Below are 20,091 nucleotides of genomic sequence, written 5' to 3' on the forward strand. Positions count from 1 at the left end.
GATCCTAGCCTTGCACCATGAGCCTCTTCGCCTTCCCCAACCCCGTCAACGAGTATGCGGCCCGCGTCACTGCCGGGCTGGTGGTTCTCGCGGCGGTGGCTACTGCGTTGAGCGGTTCCGTGTGGGGCTTGGCGGCCATTGCCGCGGGTTTCTGGCTGAGGGTGCTGTTCGGGCCGCGGATCTCCCCGCTGGCGTTGCTGTCCGTCAAGGTCATCACGCCGCGGCTGGGCAGGGTCAAGCTCGTGGCCGGACCGCCCAAGCGTTTCGCCCAGGGGATGGGCGCGGTGGTGTCCACCGCGGCGCTTGTCCTCTTCCTCTCCGGTGCCGAACCGGCGTCGTGGGCTGTCGTGGGCGTCCTGATCGTGGCGGCTTCGCTGGAGGCGTTCCTGGCGTTCTGCCTGGGCTGTGTGATCTTTGGCTGGCTTCAGCGCCGCGGGCTGATTCCGGAGGACGTCTGCGAAGCGTGCAACAACATCAGCCTTCGCCGGTTGTGACTCCCACCAGGAGGTCCGCCATGCCCCGGATCACGTCCGGGGCCTCGAGCACGCCAAGCCACTCTTCCGGCAGGCACGCCTCGCCGTAGTAGGCGCCCAGGATGTTGCCGGCCACGGATCCCGTGGAGTCGCTGTCGCCGCTGTGGTTCACCGCCAACGCCACCGCGTCCCGGAAGTGCCGCACGGGAGCGTCCGCGGCTGCGTCATCGGCGGGGCGGGTGGCGAGGACGGCGTAAAGTCCGACGGCGAGCGCCTCCTCCGCGACCCAGCCCTCGCCGAGTTCGGCGACGAGTTCCTCGGGCGGGACAGCGCCCTGGGCTGCCAGCCGCAGCGCCACCTCAAGGCGCTGCGGCAGTTCCGGTGCCACGCCGGTGATGCCGGCCGCGTGGGCAGTTACCGCAGCGGCTGCCTCGTGCAGGGCTTCGCCGGAGATGAGGCGGTGGATCAGGAGGCTGAACACCCCGGCGCTCTGCCGCGCCGAAGGGTGCCCGTGGGTCAGGGAGGCGGCGTCGGCACTCAACTTGTAGACGGCGTCGGCCGTCACATGCGGCACCAGGCCGAAAGGTGCAGAACGCATGACAGTGCCGCAGCCCTTGGAGTCCGGATTTACGGGCCGGAAGGAAGTTCCCATTTCTCCGGTGGCCAACCCGGAAATGCAGGCCCGGCCGGGGTGGCGGCGCTGGTGGAGGACTGCATGCCCGTCGATCCAGCGGGGCTGCGGGGCCGGCGCCGCGGGCCCGGCATCCTCACCCTGGGTGGCAAGCCACCGCAGGTAGGCCAGCCACAGGCACGCGTTGACGTCGGCGCCGACCCCCGAGTTGGCCCACTCCAGCGCTTCAACCAGGCCGTCCACCGTGTACAGGGTCATCTGCGTATCGTCAGAGATGTGGGTGCTGCCGGAAATGGCTGCAAAGTCCCTCAGCCCGTCCGGGCCGAAGCGGCGCCGGATGTCGGCAATGGGATCGAACTCAACTTCGTAGCCGAGGGAATCGCCGAGTGCGCCGCCGAGCAAGCATCCGTGGATGCGGGACTTCAGTGCGGGCACGGCAGTGTCAGAGCTCATGCTGCAAATCTACCGTGGGCGTGCCGCAGTCCGGAAAGCAGCGGCGGGGGACTGCACCGCCGGACCGGCGACGGTGCCGGCATCCGGCCGGTGTCCAGCCAACGCCCAGCCGGGGCTGGAACAATACTGGGGTTGCCCGGCGGCAGCACCCCTGGCCCCTACCCAAAGGTCCCATCATGAGCACTACCGTTCCCGACCGACACGATGCCCTTCCCGGCACCTCCGACGCCGTCCGCCCGGGCCTGCTGCCCAGGCTTGGCGCCGAAGCGTTCGGCAGCCTCTTCATTGCCGTCGCCGGCCTTGGGGTCCCGCTGTTCAGCATCCCGCAGTCCAGCCCCCTTCCCGCAGCCCTGGCGGCCGGCCTTGCCGTGACTGCGGCGATGCTCGCAGTGGGGCACGTTTCCGGCGGGCACTTCAACCCGGCCATTACCCTGGGCCACCTTCTCGCCGGGCGCATCCGTGCCGGCGCGGCAGCCGCCTACGCCGTTGCCCAGCTGGCCGGCGCCGTGGTGGGGGCCCTGGTGCTGTTCGCGGTCCTGCGCACACTGCCGGGCATCGCGGACAGCCGCACCGCCTTCGATACCGTCACCGCCGGCTTCGGTGAGCACTCGATTATCCAGGCGCCCGTGGCTGCCGTGCTCCTCCTCGAAGTGCTGGGCGCAGCCATCGTTGTGGCCGTGTTCCTCGGTGCCGCCGCCCGCGAACGGGCCGGCGCCGTCGTCGCGCCCTTTGCCGTGGGCCTGACCTTCGCCGCCCTCCTGCAGTTGGGACAGGCAATGGGAAATCTGCCCTACAACCCCGCCCGGGCGCTGGCGTCCGCCGTCTTCAGCTCAGGCTGGGCCGTTGAACAGCTCTGGGTATTCCTGCTGGCGCCCCTCGCCGGTGCGGCCATCGCGGGCCTGCTGTTCCGCATCTTCCGCGCCACGCCGGCGCCCGCGCCCTTCGCTGCGGACACGTCCGACGACGATTCCTCCGTGGACGGGCACCCTGCGGTTGCTGCGGGGGCTGGCACGGACGCCGCAGCCGGCACGGACGCTACAGCCGGCTCGGGCGCGGAAGCACGCAGCGCGGCGCGGCCGGAACGCGCGGCCGGGTCCAGCAGCGAGGCCCGGGAGTTCTTCGACGGCAAGCGGGGCTGAGGGCCTTTTACTGTGGGATGCCACTGACGGGTTGCGGCGCTGGCGCAAACTGTCAGTGGCAGCCGATAGCTTAGAAAGATGCGGTTACTTCATACATCGGACTGGCATCTCGGCCGGTCTTTCCACGGCGTGGGCATGCTTGATGCCCAGCGTGCTTTCGTCAGCCAGCTCGTGGCGGCGGTATCGGCTCACGGGGTTGATGTTGTCCTGATTGCAGGGGACGTGTACGACCGCGCCTTGCCAGGCGTCGACGTCGTGCGCCTGCTGGATGAGGCCCTCGTGGGGATCACGGACGCCGGGGCAAAGGTGGTCCTCACCAGCGGCAACCATGACTCCGCCATCCGCCTGGGCTTTGCGGCCCGGCTGCTCGAACGCGGGGGAGTGCACCTGCGGACACGCGTGGAAGACCTGGACAAGCCGCTGGTTCTGCCGCTGGGTCCGGGTGCGGCCGGCAGGGATACCGTCGCCGCCATCTACGGCATCCCCTGGCTGGAACCGCGGCTCGTGGCAGAGCAGCTGGGCGTGGAGGCGGCCAGCCATTTCGACGTCACCCGCGCGGCCACCACCCTGATCCGGGAGGACATCGCGCGGCGCGCCGGCTCCACTGCGGTCCATTCAGTGGTCCTGGCCCACACCTTCGCCAGCGGCGGCATCAGCTCGGACAGCGAACGGGAACTCAGCATCGGCGGGGTGGGAGCAGTCCCGCTGGACCTGTTCGACGGCTTCAGCTACACGGCGCTGGGCCACCTGCACGGACGCCAGTCCCTTTCGCCGCAGGTCCGGTACTCAGGCTCACCCCTGGCCTATTCCTTTTCCGAGGCCAACCACAGCAAGGGCGCCTGGCTGGTGGACCTCGGGCCGGACGGCATCACGTCTGTAAAGGAAGTGCTGTGGGACGCCCCGCGCCACCTGGCGGTCCTTCGGGGCCCCCTGGCGGAACTGCTGGAGTTGCCGGAGCATGCATGGGCCGAGACTGCCTACTGCCAGGTCACGCTGACGGATGACCAACGGCCGGCACGCGCCATGGAGCGGCTCCGCGCAAGGTTCCCCGACACCCTGGTGCTGGGCTTCGACCCCCAGGGCGGCACACCGGCGCTGTCCACCAGCTACAGCAGCAGGCTCGCCGAAGCCCCTGACGACCTCGCAGTGTGCTGCGGGTTCCTGGACCACGTCCGCGGCCGAACACCGGACGACGCCGAGAAGGCGGCGCTCGCGGCCGCGCTGGAGAACGTCCGGCTCCAGGAGGCTGCACTGTGAGGATCCACCACCTCCGCATCTCTGGCTTCGGCCCCTTCGCGGGGACCGAGGACGTTGATTTTGACCGGCTCAGCGGGCACGGACTGTTCCTCCTGAACGGGCCAACGGGTGCAGGAAAAACCAGCGTCCTGGACGCCATCTGCTTCGCCCTGTACGGCTCCGTGCCGGGTGCACGGCAGGACGGCAAACGCCTCCGGAGCGACCACGCAGAGCCCTCGCAGGAACCTGCGGTGACCCTGGAATTTTCGGCGCAGGGCAGGCGCTTCGAAGTCACCCGCTCACCCGCCTGGGACAAGCCGAGCGCGCGCGGCAGGAACGGCTTTACTACCCAACAGGCAAAAACGCTCCTGCGGGAGCGTGTTGACGGCGCCTGGGTGGAAAAGTCCGCCCGCAATGACGAGGCCGGTGCGGAGATCACCGCACTGCTGGGGATGGACCGCGATCAGTTCACCCGGGTGGTGATGCTCCCGCAGGGGGACTTTGCCGCCTTCCTCAGGTCGAAGGCTGCTGACCGGCTCGAGCTGCTGCAGAAGCTCTTCGGCACCCAGCGATTCGAAGCCCTGGAACAGGAGCTCTCCCGGGAGGCGCTCGCGGCCCGGGAAAGCGTCGCTGCACTTTCAGGGCAACTGGAGCTGCTCACTGCACGTGCCGAGTCCGAGGCCGCCTCCCTGGACTTGGCGGAGGACGGCGCCCCTGCGGCGGACAACGCGGCCGAACGGCTGGAGTGGCTGCAAGGAGCCGTCGCGCAACGCCTGGAGGTACTTCGCGGTTCCGCTGCGGAGGCCGAAGCGGCGGCCGCGGTGCGGACGCTGGCTGTCGATGAGGAAACGGGACGCCGCGAACGGCGGCGCAGGCTTGAAGCGGCCGAAGCTCGGCGGAATACTGTTGCGGATGCCGCGCCCCGGCTCGAAGAACTTGCGGCCCGCCTGGCACGGCACCGCAAGGCCGAAGTCCTCGAAGGCCAGTTGAAAAACGTTGACGGTGCTGCGGCCAGGGTCGCCAGCGCGTCCCGGGCCGCGGAGTCGGCACTGACGTTCCTTCGCCTTGCCGCTGACGACGACCCCGAACTGGCGCCGTTGGAACTCACGGACGGCGCTGCGGCCGGGAGCGGTGCAGATTCCCTGCCGGCATCCGTCACGGCGTCTGCCGCGGATGAACTGGGCCGGCTACGTTCCCTGCTGGCCGTCGTGGAGGCGCGCCTTCCGGATGAAGACAGGTTGCAGGCACTGCGGAAGCGTCACGCCGACCTGGGCCGGAAACAGGCAGAGCTGGAGGCAGCCGGAGCCACGCTCGGCATCCGCTCCGCCGCCCTCCTGGACGAACGGGCAGGCCTCGAAGCCGGGCTGGGGCCCTTGGAACTGTTGGCCGGAACCGCTGCGCTGCGGAGCAAGGAAGCATCGTCAGCGGGAGAGCTCCTCGATGTGGTGCGCCGCCACGCGTCAGCTGTCTCGGCGCGCAATGCCGTGAAGCTGCGTTGCGATGCCGCCAGGGAGCGCCAGCTGGAGGCCAAGCAGCAATGGCTGGACCTGAGGGAGGAGCGGCTTACCCATGCCGCTGCGGAACTTGCCGCCCAGCTGCAGGCCGGTGACCCGTGCCCGGTATGCGGCAGCGCTGAGCATCCCGCGCCTGCCGCCGGCGGCAGCCAGGGCCCGGGGCTGGCACAGGCAGAGGACGAAGCACACGGGGCCTACGAGGCTGCAGACGGCGCCCTCGCCCGGGTTGGCGCCGAACTGGCCAACGCTGAGCAGTCGGTGGCGGTTCTTGCAGGGCAGGGCGGCGACACCCCCGAGGACGAAGCACTCGCCGCCGCCGAAGCGGCGCGTACTGCAGCCGCAGAGGCGGAGCGCGCGGCAGCGGAACTTTCAGGGGTCCGCGGAAAACTTGAGGCGCTGGACGCTGGAATGGCCGAGGCCGCAGCCGCCAAGGCGGGAATTGATGCGGGGCTGGCGCAGGCGGAGTCATCGCTGGCAGAAGTGTCCCATCAGGCCGCTGCGCTGGACGAGGCCCTGTCCGGCCTGCGGGCCGGGCGTCCCCGCCTGGCCCGGCGCCTGCGCTCGCTGGAGGGTGCAGTGGCTGTGCTCGACAAGGCCGTGGCAGCACAGGCCGCGCTGACAGTGGCGCAGTCGCAGGCGGACGACGCCAGCGAGCAGCTTGAGCTGGCGTTGCCCGAGGCCGGCTTCGGGACGGCCGAGGAAGCACGCGGCCAACTCCTCGACAGTGCGGAGGCTGACGGACTCCAGGCCGAAGTCCGTGCCGGCCAGGATGAGGCGGCCAGGGTGCGCGAGCTGTTCGCTGCCGAGGACCTGGTACGCGCCGCGGAAGAGAAATCCGAGGGGTTTGACCCCAGCGGGGAACGGCTCGCCGGGCTGGAAAGTGAAGCTGCCGAGGCCCGCGAATCGGCGCGCCAGGCAGACCTCGCCGCAGGAATGGCCGCACGGTGCCTGGCATCGCTGGCCGCCATCAGCCAGGACTACGCCGCGTTGGCAGGCTCCGCCAGGGAACCGGCGGAGCGGGCCCGAATGTTGGCGGGGCTGGCGGACGCAGCTGCCGGCAGGGGCGAGAACACCTACCGGATGAGCCTGAACAGCTACGTCCTCGCAGCCCGCCTGGAACAGGTTGCCATTGCGGCGTCCGAGCGGCTGGTGGCGATGAGTGACGGCAGGTACCTGCTGCAGCACACCGACGCCAAAGCGGCACGCGGTGCCAAATCCGGGCTGGGCCTGGAAGTGGTGGACCAATGGACGGGCCACCGCCGTGACACATCCACCCTGTCCGGCGGTGAGTCCTTCATGGCTTCCCTATCGTTGGCCCTGGGCCTCGCCGACGTCGTGCAGCAGGAATCCGGGGGAGTGGAAATCGAAACTCTGTTTGTGGACGAGGGCTTCGGCAGCCTCGACGAACAGTCGCTGGAGCAGGTCATGGACGCCCTTGAGGGACTGCGCGACGGCGGCCGCGTGGTGGGCCTCGTCAGCCACGTCGGCGAGATGAAGCAGCGGATCGGGACCCAACTGCAGGTGCTCAAGGGCCGGACCGGATCCACGCTGAGGATCTCGGAGGCACTCGACGCCGGTTGACCCGCAGCTGGCCGGGCCGCGGTCCAGATGCAGGCGTAGAATGGTGTGGTTACCGGGTTGCGCGCATCGGGAGGAGGGACGATGCGCATGATCTGAACGAGCCCGGAATTGATTTCACACAGCCCTTCTCCGACGTCGCCGCCCACGGCGCCGCCGTCCCCGGTATCTACTGAACCCGGATCCCCGTCGCAACCTGCAGCGGCTACGGGCGTTCCCCAACCGGCCAGGACCGGCCGGTTTGCCCGGCTTCCCCTGCTCGCTGGCCGCAGTTTCATTCCCCTTGGTCTGTTTGCCCGGCTTCCGCTCGCCATGCTGACCGTGGGCACCCTCACCATGGTCACTTCCGTCACCGGGTCCTACGCCGCGGGCGGCACGGCTGCCGGGGCTGTAGGCATCGGCTCGGCCCTTGGTGCCCCGGTGCTCGGTGCGCTCGCCGACAGGCGGGGACAGCGGCCCGTCCTGCTGACCGCGGCGATCATCAACACGGTGGCGGTCCTGGCCCTCATTCTGGCGGCCACGTCGACTGTGACCTCCGATGGACTGTTCGGAGCCGTTATCGCGGCGGCGCTTGTTTCCGGTGCGAGTTCCCCGCAGGTAGGCCCCCTCGCCCGGGTGCGCTGGATGGCGCTCGCCTCGCATGGCCCGGCGTCACAGCAGGCCGCCGACCTTGACACGGCCCTGTCCTACGAGAGCACCGCCGACGAAGTCACCTTCGTCCTGGGCCCGGCGCTGGTGGGAATCCTGGCCAGTCTCCTGGCGCCGTGGCTGCCCCTCGCCCTGGCCGCCGCGATGACTGCCACACTGGTACCCGCGTTCGCGGCCCACCCCACCCACCGGGCAGTGCGGCCAGCCGCGCGGAAGGCAGGAACCGGGCAGCCGGCCCCCCGGGCCGGAAAGCTGCCAGCCGCCGTCGCCCTTCCTGTCGCCGCCATGGTCTGCATGGGAACGTTCTTCGGCTCGACGCAAGCGGCCCTCAGCTCGTTCTCTGCGCCGTTCGCGGGGCCGGAAATCGCGGGACTGCTGTACGCGGCGGTGGGCTTGAGCTCTGCCGCTGCAGCACTCTCGGTGGCCTACTGGCCGCGCACCTTCACCTTGACCCGCCGGTGGATTGTCTCCGCCGGGCTGATGGCCCTCCTTTCCCTGCTCCTGCTGCTGCCGGATTCGCTGGCAGCCATGGTGGCCGTGCTGCTGATCCTGGGCATCCCGGTGGGTCCGGTCATGGTGACGGTCTTTACGGCCGGCGGCATCCTGGCGCCCACCGGCCGGCTGGGCACTGTCATGACAGCTCTGGCCAGCGGTATTGTGGCCGGCACAGCGCTGGGCTCAGCTATCGGTGGCTACCTGGCAGAGGCAGGCGGCCACCACCTTGCGTTCCTGGTGCCCATTGCAGCCTCCATGCTGTTGGCGCTGCTGGGCGCCGCTGCCGCCGTCGTCCTTGGAAAGCGTGGAACCGGCAGCCGCGGCTGATGCGGGCACGCCTTCGGTGGCGGCAGCCCGGCCGGACGGGTCAGGCCAACTGCTCCTGGATCCTCGCCGCGCTCCCCGCCAGCGCGGCACCCACGGCAGCGGGATCGTGGGCGGAACGGATGTAGACGACGGCCAGCGCGGCGGGCCGGCTGCCCGGCACCCTGATGGGGGCAGCCAGGGAGGAAACCCCCGCGATAACCTCGTCATGGCTTGCCGAGTACCCCAACCGGCGGGCCTCGCCGGCCTCCTGCCGGTAGGCCACACCGGTGTCCAGCCGGTCCCACTCGGCCCCGGTGAAGGCTGACTGGATGGCGATGCCCGGTGCCCCGGCGTTGATGGGATGCCTCGTGCCGGGGTGCTGGGCCACTGTGGCCCCCGAATGCCGCGGCTCGACGGTGACCAGCGTGATGCAGTCATGATGGTCCCAGACCGCGATGAACGCCGTCATGTCCAGGGTGTTTGCGAGGTGGGTGAGCTCGGGGAGGGCGGCAGACTGGAGGTTTCGCGAGACGCCCCGTGCCAGGACGGCAAGTCCGGGTCCGGGCTGCACCTTCCCGGCGTCGTCGCGCACCAGCAGTGAATGGTCCTCAAGCGTGCGCAGGATCCGGTAGGCCACCGACCGGTGGACGCCCATGGCATCGGCCAGTTCGGCGATAGTCAGCGGGCCGGGCGCAGCTGCCAGGATCTCAAGGGCGCGAATACCGCGCGAGAGAGTCTGGGAGGGCGAAGCTTGGGCTGCCGGTCCTGCCGGGGCGGCTGCGGTGGAGGTCATGGAGTCCATCGTAGGTGCCCGGAGCGGGTAGGTGTGTCCTTTATGGGAACTCACCGTTCAAATATGGAACTGGGATGCCATCTCGCCGTTCATCGCAAAATTCGACCACACCGTGTTGCGTCTCACATTATCGTAGTACTCTACTTACCAACTGACCGTTCTGTCGGTATTCCTGAAGGCGTCCGGCGGTGCATGCCGCCAATAAACAATGGAGTTTCAATGACCACACCTTCCCAGGTGGATACACTCTCCGGTCCCAGCACACGGAGGGAAGAGCGCAAGGTCCTCGCGGGCACGCTCGTCGGCACCACCATCGAGTGGTACGACTTCTTCATCTTTGCCCAGCTGACAGCAACGCTGCTGTCCCCGCTGTTCCTGGCGCCGCTAAACGACTCAAACCCCGGACTGGCGCAGATCCTGTCCTTCGCACTGATCGGCATCAGCTTCCTTTTCCGGCCGCTCGGCGCAGTGGTTGCCGGGCACCTGGGTGACCGGCTGGGCCGCAAGGCCATGCTGGTCTTCACACTGGTCATGATGGGTGCTGCAACGGCCCTCATCGGCATGCTTCCCACCTACGCCCAGATCGGTGCCTGGGCCCCGGTCCTGCTGATCCTCCTGCGCGTCATCCAGGGCTTCTCCGCAGGCGGCGAATGGGGCGGCGCCGCCCTGATGGCCGTTGAACATGCACCCCTGAACAAGCGTGGCCTCTTCGGTGCCTACCCGCAGATCGGAGTTCCTGTCGGCATGATCCTGGCCACCGGCCTGCTCTTCTTCCTCAACAGCAGCATGTCCAAGGAAGACTTCGCTGCCTGGGGCTGGCGCGTCCCGTTCCTGCTGTCGATCGTCCTGATCGTGGTGGGTTACCTGATCCGCCGCGCTGTGGCCGAGAGCCCTGTCTTCCAGGAGATGGCATTGCGGAAGAAGGAAAGCAAGGCCCCGCTCGGCGAGCTTATCCGCAACCACAAGCTGCCGGTCCTGTACTCCACCCTGATCTTCATCGGCAACAATGCGGCCGGCTACCTGCTGATCGCGTTCTTCATCTCCTACGCCACCAGGACCCTCAAGATGCCCACCCCGCAGATCCTGCTGGCCACCACCCTGGCATCTTTCGGCTGGCTGATCTTCACCCTGGTGGGCGGCTGGCTCTCTGACAAGATCGGCCGGGTCAAGACGTTCCTGGCCGGCTACGCCATCGTGTTCGCCTGGATGCTTCCCATGTTCGCCCTGATCGACACGAAGAACATCTGGCTCTACGGAGTGGCACTGTTCGTCCTCACCATCGGACTGGGACTGTCCTACGGGCCCATGTCCGCCATGTACGCCGAAATGTTCCCGGCCAACGTCCGGTACTCCGGCATTTCGATTGGCTACGCATTCGGCGCCATCCTGGGCGGCGCGTTTGCGGCCACCATCGCTGAAACACTGCTGCAGAGCACCAAGTGGGCCGGGTCAATCGGCATCTACATCATGGTGCTGTGCGTCATCTCCGCCATCGGGGTAGTGCTGGCCAAGGAAACCAAGGGCCGCCCGCTGGGCGTCAGCGCCCACCACTGACCACCAGTCCCGCGCCCCGCTTCGGCCAAGGAAACTTGACGGCGGGGCCCGGGGGAAACGACGTCGACGGCGGGCCGGACCTTTGCGTCCGGCCCGCCGTTGCTAATCCCGGAGGTAGTGGATGGCGGCGTCGTCGGACAGCTGTTCGAAGTGCCGGTAGAAACTGCCCACCGCCCGGAACTTGCCCGGCAGGTGCAGGCAGATCACGGCATCGCAAACGCGCTCCACTGACGCCTCGGCCTCGATCGAGCCCACCGGAGCGGCGGCCACCACCACGGCAGCGCCACTCTCGCGGACCGCTTCCACGGCTGCCCGCATGGTGGCGCCGGTAGCCAGGCCGTCATCTACCAGGAGCACGGTCTTCCCGGCCAGGTCAGTGGACGTTCCGGGGTAGAGGCCCACCCGGCGTTGCAGCTCGGCACGCTCGCGTTCCTCCACCTCGTCCAGCCATTCGCGGCGGACGCCGTGCTCCAGCACCCGGTCCACCAGCGGCTTGTTGACCAGCCTGACGGTGCGGCCGCGGGCCCACGCCAGTGCTCCGTACGCCGTTTCCTCGTGACCCGGAATGCCCAGCTTGCGGACCAGCACGGTTCCCAGTGGAAGGTAGAGTGCCTTGGCAACTGCCGCAGCCACCGGTATCCCGCCGCGGGCCAGGCCCAGGACCACGGCGCCGGGCCGCTCCCGGAATTGGGTCAGTGCGGCGGCGAGGCGTTCGCCTGCCTCGGTTCGGTCTTCGAATCGCGTACCCATCTGCCCCTCCAGGCTCTTCCGGCCCTGTGAATCCAGCCTACCGCCGGGCGGGTGCAGGGAGATTCAGGGTGCCGGCGTCATCCTGGGTGCGGGAATCCTCAGACTGCCAGAAAAGCAATAGCCGCCTGCTTGAAGGCCCTGCTGGTGACGGCATTTGTATGGTTCCGGCCCGGCAGGACCAGCTGCTCAGCCATGCCCCCGGTACTGTTGGCCAGTTCGGCGAGCTTGGGGAGGCTGCCGATCCGTTCATCCTGGTCTCCGGCCACCAGGAGCATTGGCACGTGGGGGACCGCTTCGGCGGGGTCATAGGGCTCGGCCTTGATGGCTTCCACGAGGGTGAGCAACGCGAAAATGTTGTTGGTGGGCAGCAGCAGTGCCATCTTCAGCAGCTGCGCGGTGGATCCGTCGGCGATCGGCGTGCCGTCGGCCAGGTAATCCTGGGCGGCCGTCAGGTCGAACTCGGCCAGCGGATCGGAGATGTTGGGTCCGCCGAGCACCAGGCGGTGGACGATCTCGGGCTGGGTGGAGGCAAACTCCCACGCCAGCCGCGATCCCAGGGAGTAGCCGACGAGGTCGAGCCCGCTGGAAGGATCGCCGTCCTGCAGGGGCCGGACGCCGGCGTCGAACGCTGTCTGGAGCAGGTCGGCGCGGATGCGGCTGGGGGAGTACGAATCACGGTCCTCCGGCGCGCCGCTGCGGCCGTGGCCGGGCAGGTCCACCGTGATCACGCGGCGGCCGGCCTCCAGGAGGGCGCTCACCCACCCGGTGTCCTCCCAGTTGAGTTTCCCCGAGGAGGAGAAGCCGTGCAGCAGCAGGACCGGCCGCAACCCGGCATCGTCAGCGGGATCATGCACCGCCACGAACAGTTGGGGGTCCGTGCCCTCCACGGTGTGCGCATGCTGTTGGCCGGTGTGCCTGCCGCTCATGGTGTCAGTCCTCATCAACTCGAACACGGTGGCGGGGGTCCGCACGGATCGTGCGGTGCCGCCGAAGGTACAAGCCACTCTACCGGCCGGGCTGCCGGGTTTTTCAAGTCACTCGGACTGGCGGCGGCGGCCCTGGATCCGGGCACCTGCGGCGCAGGCCAGGGCAATTCCCGCAATCAGCGCAAACGTGCTGAACAGCTGCACCCGGCTCTCCTCGGCGCTGAAGCCTACCGCAAAGATCAGTCCCAGCAGGACAAGCCCCAGGAGGGTCAGGGCGGGGAACCCTTTCATCTTCAGGGGAAGCGGTGTGCCGTCGCGGGCGGCGCGGCGCCGGAGGATCAGTTGGGACACCAGGGCGCTTCCCCACACCACCAGGCAGGTTGAACCCACCAACTGGAAGAGCGCGGGAAGGACCTTGTCCGGGAAAAGCAGTTCCAGCACGGTGGCCACGAAGCCGAAAGCCACCGAGACGGCCACGGCAAGCATCGGCACGCTGGCCCCGCTGAGCCGCGTCAGGAACTGCGGGGCTTCGCCGCGCTCTGCGAGCGAGTAGGCCATCCGGGAGGCGCCGTACAGATTGGCGTTGAGTGCGGACAGGAGAGCGACAACGGCCACCAGGGTGATTGCCGTTGCCGCACCGGGGATCCGGGCTGCGTCCAGCACGCCGGCGAAGGGGGACGCCAGGCTTTCGGAGGTGGCCGGAAGGACCGCGGCGATGACGAACACGGAGCCGATGTAGAAGACGAGGATGCGCCAGACCACCGTACGGATGGCCCTGCCCACGCTGCGCTCGGGGTCCTGGGTCTCGGCAGCGGCGACTGAAACAATCTCCGTGCCGCCGAACGCAAAGATCACCACGAACAGTGCGGCGGCCACCCCGCCGAGGCCCTGCGGGGCGAAATCGGAGCTGATGTTGGACAGTCCCGGCGACGTGACGGCGGGGAGGAAGCCCAGCAGGAGGGCCGCACCGACTGCCAGGAAGAGCACGATCGCTGCAACCTTGAGGATGGCGAACCAGAACTCGAACTCACCGAAGTTCCGCACCCCGGCGAGATTGATCGCGGTGAACGCCACCATGAAGGCAAGTGCCAGGGCCCAGACCGGAACCACGGGCCACACGGAGTACAGGAGCCCGGCGGCGCCAAGGGCCTCGGCGGCGATGACCACCACCAGCTGCAGCCACCACAGCCAGCCGATGGTGGCGCCGGCGGTCCGCCCCAGCGCGCGTTCGGCGTACACCGAGAAGGCGCCGCTGTTGGGGTTGGCGGCGGCCATCTCACCCAGTGCCCACATCACCAGGATGATCAGCGTGCCCGCCACGAGGTAGGACAGCAGTACGGCGGGGCCGGCAGCCTGCACGCCGGCTCCGGAGCCGAGGAACAGCCCGGCGCCTATGGCGCTGCCCAGGCCCATCATGGTCAGCTGGCGGGGTTTCATGGTGTGGCCCAGGTGGCGTTCCGGGCGTACGGATGCGGACTTCGTCGTCATGGTGCGGTTGAACCTTCTTGGGGTTTGGCGTGATGTTCCTCGTGGGACCTCTTGAATTTACTCTCTTCGCCGGGGGTGCGCCCACTGGGCCGCCCCGATGGGCGCCGGGCGGCCGCGGCAGAAACATTTCCCATCCGGCCCGGCGTGGCCGTAGAATTAGTTCAGGTCAACTTGACTATAACTAGCGCGCAGAGCCCTGATGGTGCCCTGTGGCTGATGAATCGAAAGGCGGTGTGGCCATGTTCTCCAGTTCGGCAAACGTCTCCGAACGCCAGGCCGCGCCGCCGTCGCTGGCAATCTCGACAGTCATTTTCGCGCTCCGTCCGAGCGAGACCTCCGGGCGGCCCACCCTGTGGCTGCCGCTGGTCAGGCGCATCCGTGAGCCCTTCAAGGGCCTATGGGCTCTTCCCGGCGGCCCGCTGTCCCATGACGAGTCGCTGCAGGACGCAGCGTCACGGAACCTGCGGGACACCACCGGGCTGGCACCGAGCTACTTGGAGCAGCTGTACGCCTTCGGCGGGCTGCACCGGTCACCCTCACAGCGCGTGGTGTCCATCGTGTACTGGGCCCTGGTCCAGCCCACGGAAGCGGCGCTCGCTGACGAATCCGAGAACGTCCGATGGTTCCGGGCGGACAGGCTCGGCGGCCTCGCCTTCGACCACAACGCGATCGTGGACTACGCCCTCTGGCGGCTGCGCAACAAACTCGCCTACGGCTCAGTGGCCTACCACCTGCTCGGCGAATACTTCACCCTGGCACAGGTCCGCGAAGTCTATGAGGCAGTCCTGGACCGCCAACTGGACCCGGCCAACTTCCGCCGCCAGCTCAAGGCAACACCGGAAATCGAAGAAACCGGCGAATACCTGCAGGGCGGCAAGCACCGCCCGCCACGCCTCTACCGCTACACCGGCCGCCCCGGCCTCGACCCCGACAACAGGAGCACACCATGAGCAGCGTCAACACAGCCATCCAGCTGATTACGCGCGAGCAGGCTGAAAAGGGTGCTGCCCGCGGCAGCACCTGCAGCCCGGCCCTTGCCAGGGGGCCGTGGGACTATGACCTCGCCGAAGCCCTGGCCGGCATCCCCGCCTACGGTCCCGGTGCCTCCAGCGCGGACGTTGCCCCGGCGGCAACCCCCCGGCAGGGCCAATTGCCGGAGGAGTACAAGCGCGCCTCTGACGAGGAGCTCGCCCAGCGCATCAACGCCGCCAAAGCCAACCTGGGCAACCGCGCAGTCATCCTGGGCCACTTCTACCAGCGGGATGAAGTCATCCAGTACGCGGACTTCGTGGGTGACTCTTTCCAGCTTGCCAACGCGGCCCTCACCAAGCCGGAGGCCGAAGCCATCATCTTCTGCGGCGTGCACTTCATGGCGGAGACGGCGGACATCCTGTCCACGCCGGAACAGGCCGTGATCCTGCCCAACCTGGCCGCGGGCTGCTCGATGGCGGACATGGCCGACGCCGATTCCGTAGCGGAATGCTGGGAGCAGCTTGAGGAGATCTTCGGAACCGAGCCCGACGCCGACGGGCGGGTTCCGGTCATTCCCGTCACTTACATGAACTCCTCCGCAGCCCTCAAAGCTTTCTGCGGTGAGCACGGCGGCATCGTCTGCACGTCCTCGAACGCCAAGACTGTCCTGGAATGGGCCTTCGAGCGGGGCCAGCGGGTGCTCTTCTTCCCGGACCAGCACCTGGGGCGCAACACTGCCAAGGCCCTTGGCGTTCCGCTGGAGCAGATGCCCATGTGGAATCCGCGCAAGGATCTGGGCGGCAACGCGGAACAGCAGCTGCTGGACTCCAGGGTCATCCTGTGGCACGGGTTCTGCTCCGTGCACAAGCGTTTCAGTGTGGCTCAGATCGAGCAGGCCCGGGCAGAGCACCCGGGTGTCCAGGTCATCGTCCACCCCGAATGCCCCATGGAAGTGGTGGACGCCGCCGACTCCGCTGGTTCCACCGACTTCATCAAGAAGGCGATTGCCGCCGCCACCGAGCCCACCACGTTCGCCATCGGTACCGAAATCAACATGGTGAACAGGCTCGCCGCCGAATACCCGCAGCACACCATCTTCTGCCTGGACCCGGTGATCTGCCCCTGCTCCACCATGTACCGGATCCACCCCGGCTACCTTGCGTGGGTCCTGGAAGAACTGGTGGCCGGGCGCGTCGTCAACCGCATCACCGTTGACGGCGCCGTCCAGGCCAACGCCCGCACCGCCCTTGAGCGCATGCTCGCCGCGAGGCCCTGATGAGCCGCCGGCTTGTCATCGTCGGCAGCGGCATCGCCGGGCTGTACGCCGCCCTGCTGGCATCGGATGCTTGTGCGGATGTGGTGCTGCTGACCAAGGGCAGCCTCGAGAACAGCAACACCTGGTATGCCCAGGGCGGGATTTCGGCGGTACTGCCTGAACCGGCTCCGGGCGACACCGTGGCCGCCCACATCGCAGACACCCTGCGCGCGGGGGCGGGGCACTGCAACGAAGCCGCCGTCCGGCTGATGTGCACCGAGGCCGGCCGTGACATTATTGCGCTGCAGCAGTTCGGGGTCCGGTTTGATTCAGGGCCCGACGGCGGTCCGGCCCTCGGACTCGAGGCGGCACACAGCGCGCCCCGGATCCTGCACGCCGGCGGCGACGCCACCGGTGCCCGCACCGCCGGCGCGCTGATCGGCGCCGTGCTGGCCCGGGCAGCCAGGGGGACGCTCACCGTCCACACCCACGCCCACACCACCGCCCTGAAGGAGCACAACGGGCGGGTGACCGGCGTCGAATACCTGCAGGACGGGACGCTCCGGTCCCTGGCCGCCGACGCCGTCCTGCTGGCCACCGGGGGAGCAGGACGGCTGTTCGGCCAAACCACCAACCCAGCCGTGGCCACCGGCGACGGCCTGGCGCTCGCCGTCCGCGCCGGGGCCGCCCCCGCAGACCTCGAATTCTTTCAGTTCCACCCCACCTGCCTGGTAGCCGCCGCAGCTCCCCGGCCCCACCGGCTGGACGGGCCACTGCTCATCTCCGAAGCCGTCCGGGGCGAAGGCGCCATACTGGTGGACGCCGGTGGACGGCGCTTCATGAAGGCCTACCATCCTGACGCCGAACTGGCCCCCCGCGACGTCGTCTCACGCAGCATCGCCCTGCACCTGGCCAAGCTCGGAAACCCCGGCGGCCATGTCTACCTTGACGCCAGGCCTATCGAGCAAGCCCAGGGTGCGGGCTTCCTAAGCCGGCGCTTCCCCACCCTGACCCGGAAAACCCTCGACGCCGGAATCGACTGGACCCGGGAACTGGTCCCCGTCGCCCCGGCAGCGCACTACTGGATGGGCGGCATCGCCACCGACCTCCACGCCCGAACCAGCGTCCCCGGGCTCTATGCCGCAGGGGAGGTTGCGTGCACCGGAGTCCAAGGGGCAAACCGGCTGGCCAGCAACTCCCTCCTGGAAGGACTCGTTTTCGGCCGCCGCGCTGTTGAAGACTTCCTGGACGGCAGCCCCGCAGATCCCTCGGCGCCTGCGCTCGGGCCTCGCGCCGGCGAACGCCTCGCAGGCTCGGCGGCCGGCGCGGACCCTCACGCGACAACGGCGCTTTCGGGACCTCCGGAACTGCCGCACGCTTCCGCACCCCTGCCGCGAAACGCAAGTGCCAGTGTCACCGTCCCTGCTGGTTTAGAACGTGCGGCGGACCGTTCAGTTGCGCACGGTGGGAGTCGGCCGGCCAGCTTCGGTGGAGGAAAGGGCTGGGGAACTCCCTTTTCCCGCGAGGCTCTTCGGTCGTTGATGACTGCCAAGGCCGGGGTGCTGCGGTCCGGGGAGCTGTTGGCCGGAGCTGCCGGCACCCTGGCGCGCTGGGCCGCCGTCGTGCGCCCTGATGCCGTGCCCGTCTCAGCGGACCCCGCCGTGCATGAAGACCGCAACCTGCTCCTGGCCGCGCAGCTGCTGGTGTCCGCCGCGCTGGCACGGCGCGATTCACTGGGTGCCCACTACCGCAGCGACGAAACTGTCGAGACCATCCCACTCCGGCCGAAAGCGAGCCTCTCCCATGACTGAGCCCACCGTGATCGAGCACGTCCGTACTGACGCCGCCCTCGGCCTCACCCTTCCGCAGGCACCCGTCCGCGACATCCTGGAGCGTGCCTTCGCGGAGGACGCGCCGGCCGGTGACATCACGTCCCAGGTGCTTATCCCCGCCCGGGCCCGCGCAACAGCCGTGCTGAACGCCAGGGTCCCCGGCGTCTTCAGCGGCGCCACGGTCTTCCGGGATGCCATGCAGCTGGTGGACCCGGACACGGACGTGGACCTGCTGGTCCACGACGGGCAGGCGTTCGACGCCGGCACCCACCTGGCCCGCGTCAGCGGAACGGCGCGCTCGGTACTGCTCGCCGAACGGGTGGCACTGAACCTGGTCCAGCGGATGTCCGCCATCGCCACCAGGACCGCCGAGTTCGTCCGGCTCGCCGAGGGTACGCAGGCCCGCATCACCGACACCCGCAAGACCACCCCAGGGCTGCGGATCCTCGAGCGGTTCGCCGTGCGCTGCGGTGGGGGAGCGAACCACCGCTACAGCCTCTCGGACGCCGTGCTGGCCAAGGACAACCATCTTGCCGTCATGACCGGCGGCGACCCCGCCAAACTCACCGGGCTCCTCCTGGCGGCGAAGGCTCAGCTGGGCCACACCACGCACTTCGAAGTGGAGGTGGACCGGATGGACCAGATCGAACCCGTCCTCGCCGCCGGAGTGGACACCATCATGCTGGACAACTTCAGCCTGGATGAACTGCGCGCAGGGGTTGCCCTGGTGGCCGGACGGGCCCGCACGGAAGCCAGCGGCAACGTGAACCTTGGCACCGTCGCCGCGATCGCCGCCACCGGCGTGGACGTCATCTCCATCGGTGCCCTCACCCACACCGTCGCTGCGCTGGACCTGGGCCTGGACGTGGAACTGACTGTCGGGTGAACCATGATCTTCCTTGACGCCGCCGCCACCACACCCGTCCGCCGCGAAGTGCTGGAAGCCGTCTGGCCGTACCTGACCGGTGACTTCGGAAACCCCTCCAGCCACCACAGCCTGGGGGAGTCGGCCGCTGCAGCGCTCGCCGGCGCCAGGTCCTCCGTGGCCGCGGTCCTGGGGTGCAGGCCAGGCGAGCTGGTCTTCACCTCAGGCGGCACCGAGGCGGACAACCTTGCCGTCAAGGGCATAGCCCTGGCCCGGCAGGCTGCGAACCCCGCCCTGAACCGTGTGGTGATCAGCGCCGTCGAGCATCCTGCCGTGGAGGAGTCTGCCAGGTACCTTGAACGCTTCCACGGCTTCTCCGTTGACGTGGTTCCCGTGGACGGCACAGGCCAGGTGACGCCGGGAGCGCTGCTGCCGCTGCTCCGGCCGGAAACGGCGCTGGTCAGCATCATGTATGCCAACAACGAGGTGGGTACGGTCCAGCCCATCCCGGCGCTCGCGGAGCTGGCCCGTGGGCAGGGCATCCCCTTCCATACGGACGCCGTACAGGCGGCGGGCTGGCTGCCGCTGGACATCGCCGCCCTGGGCGTTGACGCCCTCAGCATCTCCGGCCATAAGCTCGGCGCCCCCAAGGGCTGCGGCCTGCTGTACGTCAGGGGCAGGGTCCGCCTGGAACCTGTGCTCCATGGCGGTGGACAGGAACGCGGACGCCGGTCCGGCACCGAAAACGTCGCGGGGGCCGTGGGCCTCGCCACCGCACTGGCCCTGGCGCAGCCCGCGCAACGTGAACAGGCCGGCCGGGTCTCGCGGCTGAGGGACGCATTCATTGACGCTGTGCTTACCGGAGTGCCGGAGGCCATCCTTACCGGCCACCCCACCGACCGGCTGCCCTCGGTGGCATCCTTCTGCTTTCCCGGCACCAGCGGCGAATCGGTCCTGCTGGAACTCGAACGCCAGGGGGTGGTGTGTTCCAGCGGATCTGCATGCGCGGCGGGTTCGGATGAACCCTCTGCCGTGCTGACGGCCCTTGGCATTCCCCGCGAAGTGGCGCAGACGGCGGTCCGCTTCAGCTTCGACGCGGCGGTGACGGGCGAAGACCTGGACACCGCGGCCAAAGCCGTCATCTCGGCCGTGGCCGGGGTAAGGTCACTCGGCACCAACTGAT

Annotated in this window: 16 protein-coding genes; 11 read left to right on the forward strand and 5 right to left on the reverse strand. The window is 68.7% G+C overall.

Annotated elements, in window-relative coordinates:
- Positions 1-17 precede the first annotated feature (17 nt).
- Positions 18-494, forward strand: a complete 477-nt coding sequence (locus ACFV4R_RS01645; protein WP_377202246.1) for a DUF4395 domain-containing protein — start codon at positions 18-20, stop codon at positions 492-494.
- On the opposite strand, the gene ACFV4R_RS01650 is transcribed toward ACFV4R_RS01645, so the two are convergent.
- Positions 475-1,557, reverse strand: a complete 1,083-nt coding sequence (locus tag ACFV4R_RS01650; RefSeq protein ID WP_377202245.1) for an ADP-ribosylglycohydrolase family protein — start codon at positions 1,555-1,557, stop codon at positions 475-477. The genes ACFV4R_RS01645 and ACFV4R_RS01650 overlap by 20 nt on opposite strands.
- Before the next feature lie 176 nt (positions 1,558-1,733).
- Between ACFV4R_RS01650 and ACFV4R_RS01655 the strand changes: the two genes are divergently transcribed.
- The 4 genes from ACFV4R_RS01655 to ACFV4R_RS01670 all read left to right on the forward strand — a co-directional run bounded on the left by ACFV4R_RS01655 (position 1,734) and on the right by ACFV4R_RS01670 (position 8,494).
- Entirely contained in the window at positions 1,734-2,696 is a 963-nt protein-coding gene (locus ACFV4R_RS01655; protein ID WP_377202244.1) for an aquaporin, read from the forward strand.
- A gap of 78 nt (positions 2,697-2,774) precedes the next feature.
- Positions 2,775-3,953 (forward strand): exonuclease SbcCD subunit D, encoded by a 1,179-nt coding sequence (locus ACFV4R_RS01660; RefSeq protein ID WP_377202243.1) that lies wholly within the window; start codon positions 2,775-2,777, stop codon positions 3,951-3,953.
- On the forward strand, positions 3,950-7,027 hold the full coding sequence (locus ACFV4R_RS01665; protein ID WP_377202242.1) for an AAA family ATPase: 3,078 nt from the start codon (positions 3,950-3,952) through the stop codon (positions 7,025-7,027). Before ACFV4R_RS01660 ends, ACFV4R_RS01665 begins: the two co-directional genes overlap by 4 nt.
- Before the next feature lie 108 nt (positions 7,028-7,135).
- A complete protein-coding gene (locus ACFV4R_RS01670) occupies positions 7,136-8,494 on the forward strand; it encodes an MFS transporter (RefSeq protein ID WP_377202241.1) in 1,359 nt (452 codons plus the stop codon).
- 40 nt (positions 8,495-8,534) lie between these two features.
- Here the strand turns inward: ACFV4R_RS01670 and ACFV4R_RS01675 are convergent, their stop codons facing one another.
- Positions 8,535-9,266, reverse strand: a complete 732-nt coding sequence (locus ACFV4R_RS01675) for an IclR family transcriptional regulator (RefSeq protein ID WP_377202240.1) — start codon at positions 9,264-9,266, stop codon at positions 8,535-8,537.
- A gap of 219 nt (positions 9,267-9,485) precedes the next feature.
- Here ACFV4R_RS01675 and ACFV4R_RS01680 point away from each other — a divergent pair, with 219 nt between their 5' ends.
- Positions 9,486-10,820, forward strand: coding sequence for an MFS transporter (locus tag ACFV4R_RS01680; RefSeq protein ID WP_056085224.1), 1,335 nt, complete (start codon positions 9,486-9,488; stop codon positions 10,818-10,820).
- Between the two features lie 102 nt (positions 10,821-10,922).
- On the opposite strand, the gene ACFV4R_RS01685 is transcribed toward ACFV4R_RS01680, so the two are convergent.
- The 3 genes from ACFV4R_RS01685 to ACFV4R_RS01695 all read right to left on the reverse strand — a co-directional run bounded on the left by ACFV4R_RS01685 (position 10,923) and on the right by ACFV4R_RS01695 (position 13,984).
- Positions 10,923-11,570, reverse strand: coding sequence for a phosphoribosyltransferase (locus ACFV4R_RS01685; RefSeq protein ID WP_377202239.1), 648 nt, complete (start codon positions 11,568-11,570; stop codon positions 10,923-10,925).
- Between the two features lie 98 nt (positions 11,571-11,668).
- Entirely contained in the window at positions 11,669-12,496 is an 828-nt protein-coding gene (locus ACFV4R_RS01690; protein WP_377202238.1) for an alpha/beta fold hydrolase, read from the reverse strand.
- 108 nt (positions 12,497-12,604) lie between these two features.
- Complete coding sequence (locus ACFV4R_RS01695; protein ID WP_377202237.1) at positions 12,605-13,984, reverse strand: amino acid permease; 1,380 nt, start codon at positions 13,982-13,984, stop codon at positions 12,605-12,607.
- Positions 13,985-14,223: 239 nt separating this feature from the next.
- Between ACFV4R_RS01695 and ACFV4R_RS01700 the strand changes: the two genes are divergently transcribed.
- Genes ACFV4R_RS01700 through ACFV4R_RS01720 form a run of 5 tightly spaced genes read left to right on the forward strand, consistent with a single transcriptional unit; the run spans position 14,224 to position 20,090 of the window.
- Positions 14,224-14,934 (forward strand): NUDIX domain-containing protein, encoded by a 711-nt coding sequence (locus ACFV4R_RS01700; protein WP_377202287.1) that lies wholly within the window; start codon positions 14,224-14,226, stop codon positions 14,932-14,934.
- Positions 14,931-16,232 carry a quinolinate synthase NadA gene (gene nadA / locus ACFV4R_RS01705; protein WP_377202236.1) on the forward strand — a complete coding sequence of 434 codons (1,302 nt, stop codon included), beginning with the start codon at positions 14,931-14,933 and terminating at the stop codon, positions 16,230-16,232. The genes ACFV4R_RS01700 and nadA overlap by 4 nt, the downstream gene beginning before the upstream one ends.
- Positions 16,232-18,022 carry an L-aspartate oxidase gene (nadB, locus tag ACFV4R_RS01710; protein ID WP_377202235.1) on the forward strand — a complete coding sequence of 597 codons (1,791 nt, stop codon included), beginning with the start codon at positions 16,232-16,234 and terminating at the stop codon, positions 18,020-18,022. The genes nadA and nadB overlap by 1 nt, the downstream gene beginning before the upstream one ends.
- Positions 18,015-18,929: a carboxylating nicotinate-nucleotide diphosphorylase gene (gene nadC, locus ACFV4R_RS01715; protein ID WP_377202234.1), complete on the forward strand. Its 915-nt coding sequence runs from the start codon at positions 18,015-18,017 to the stop codon at positions 18,927-18,929. Before nadB ends, nadC begins: the two co-directional genes overlap by 8 nt.
- Positions 18,930-18,932: 3 nt before the next feature.
- Positions 18,933-20,090, forward strand: a complete 1,158-nt coding sequence (locus ACFV4R_RS01720; protein WP_377202233.1) for a cysteine desulfurase family protein — start codon at positions 18,933-18,935, stop codon at positions 20,088-20,090.
- Position 20,091: the final 1 nt, after the last annotated feature.

The organism is Pseudarthrobacter sp. NPDC059871 (genome assembly GCF_042731175.1).
Lineage (GTDB): Bacteria > Actinomycetota > Actinomycetes > Actinomycetales > Micrococcaceae > Arthrobacter.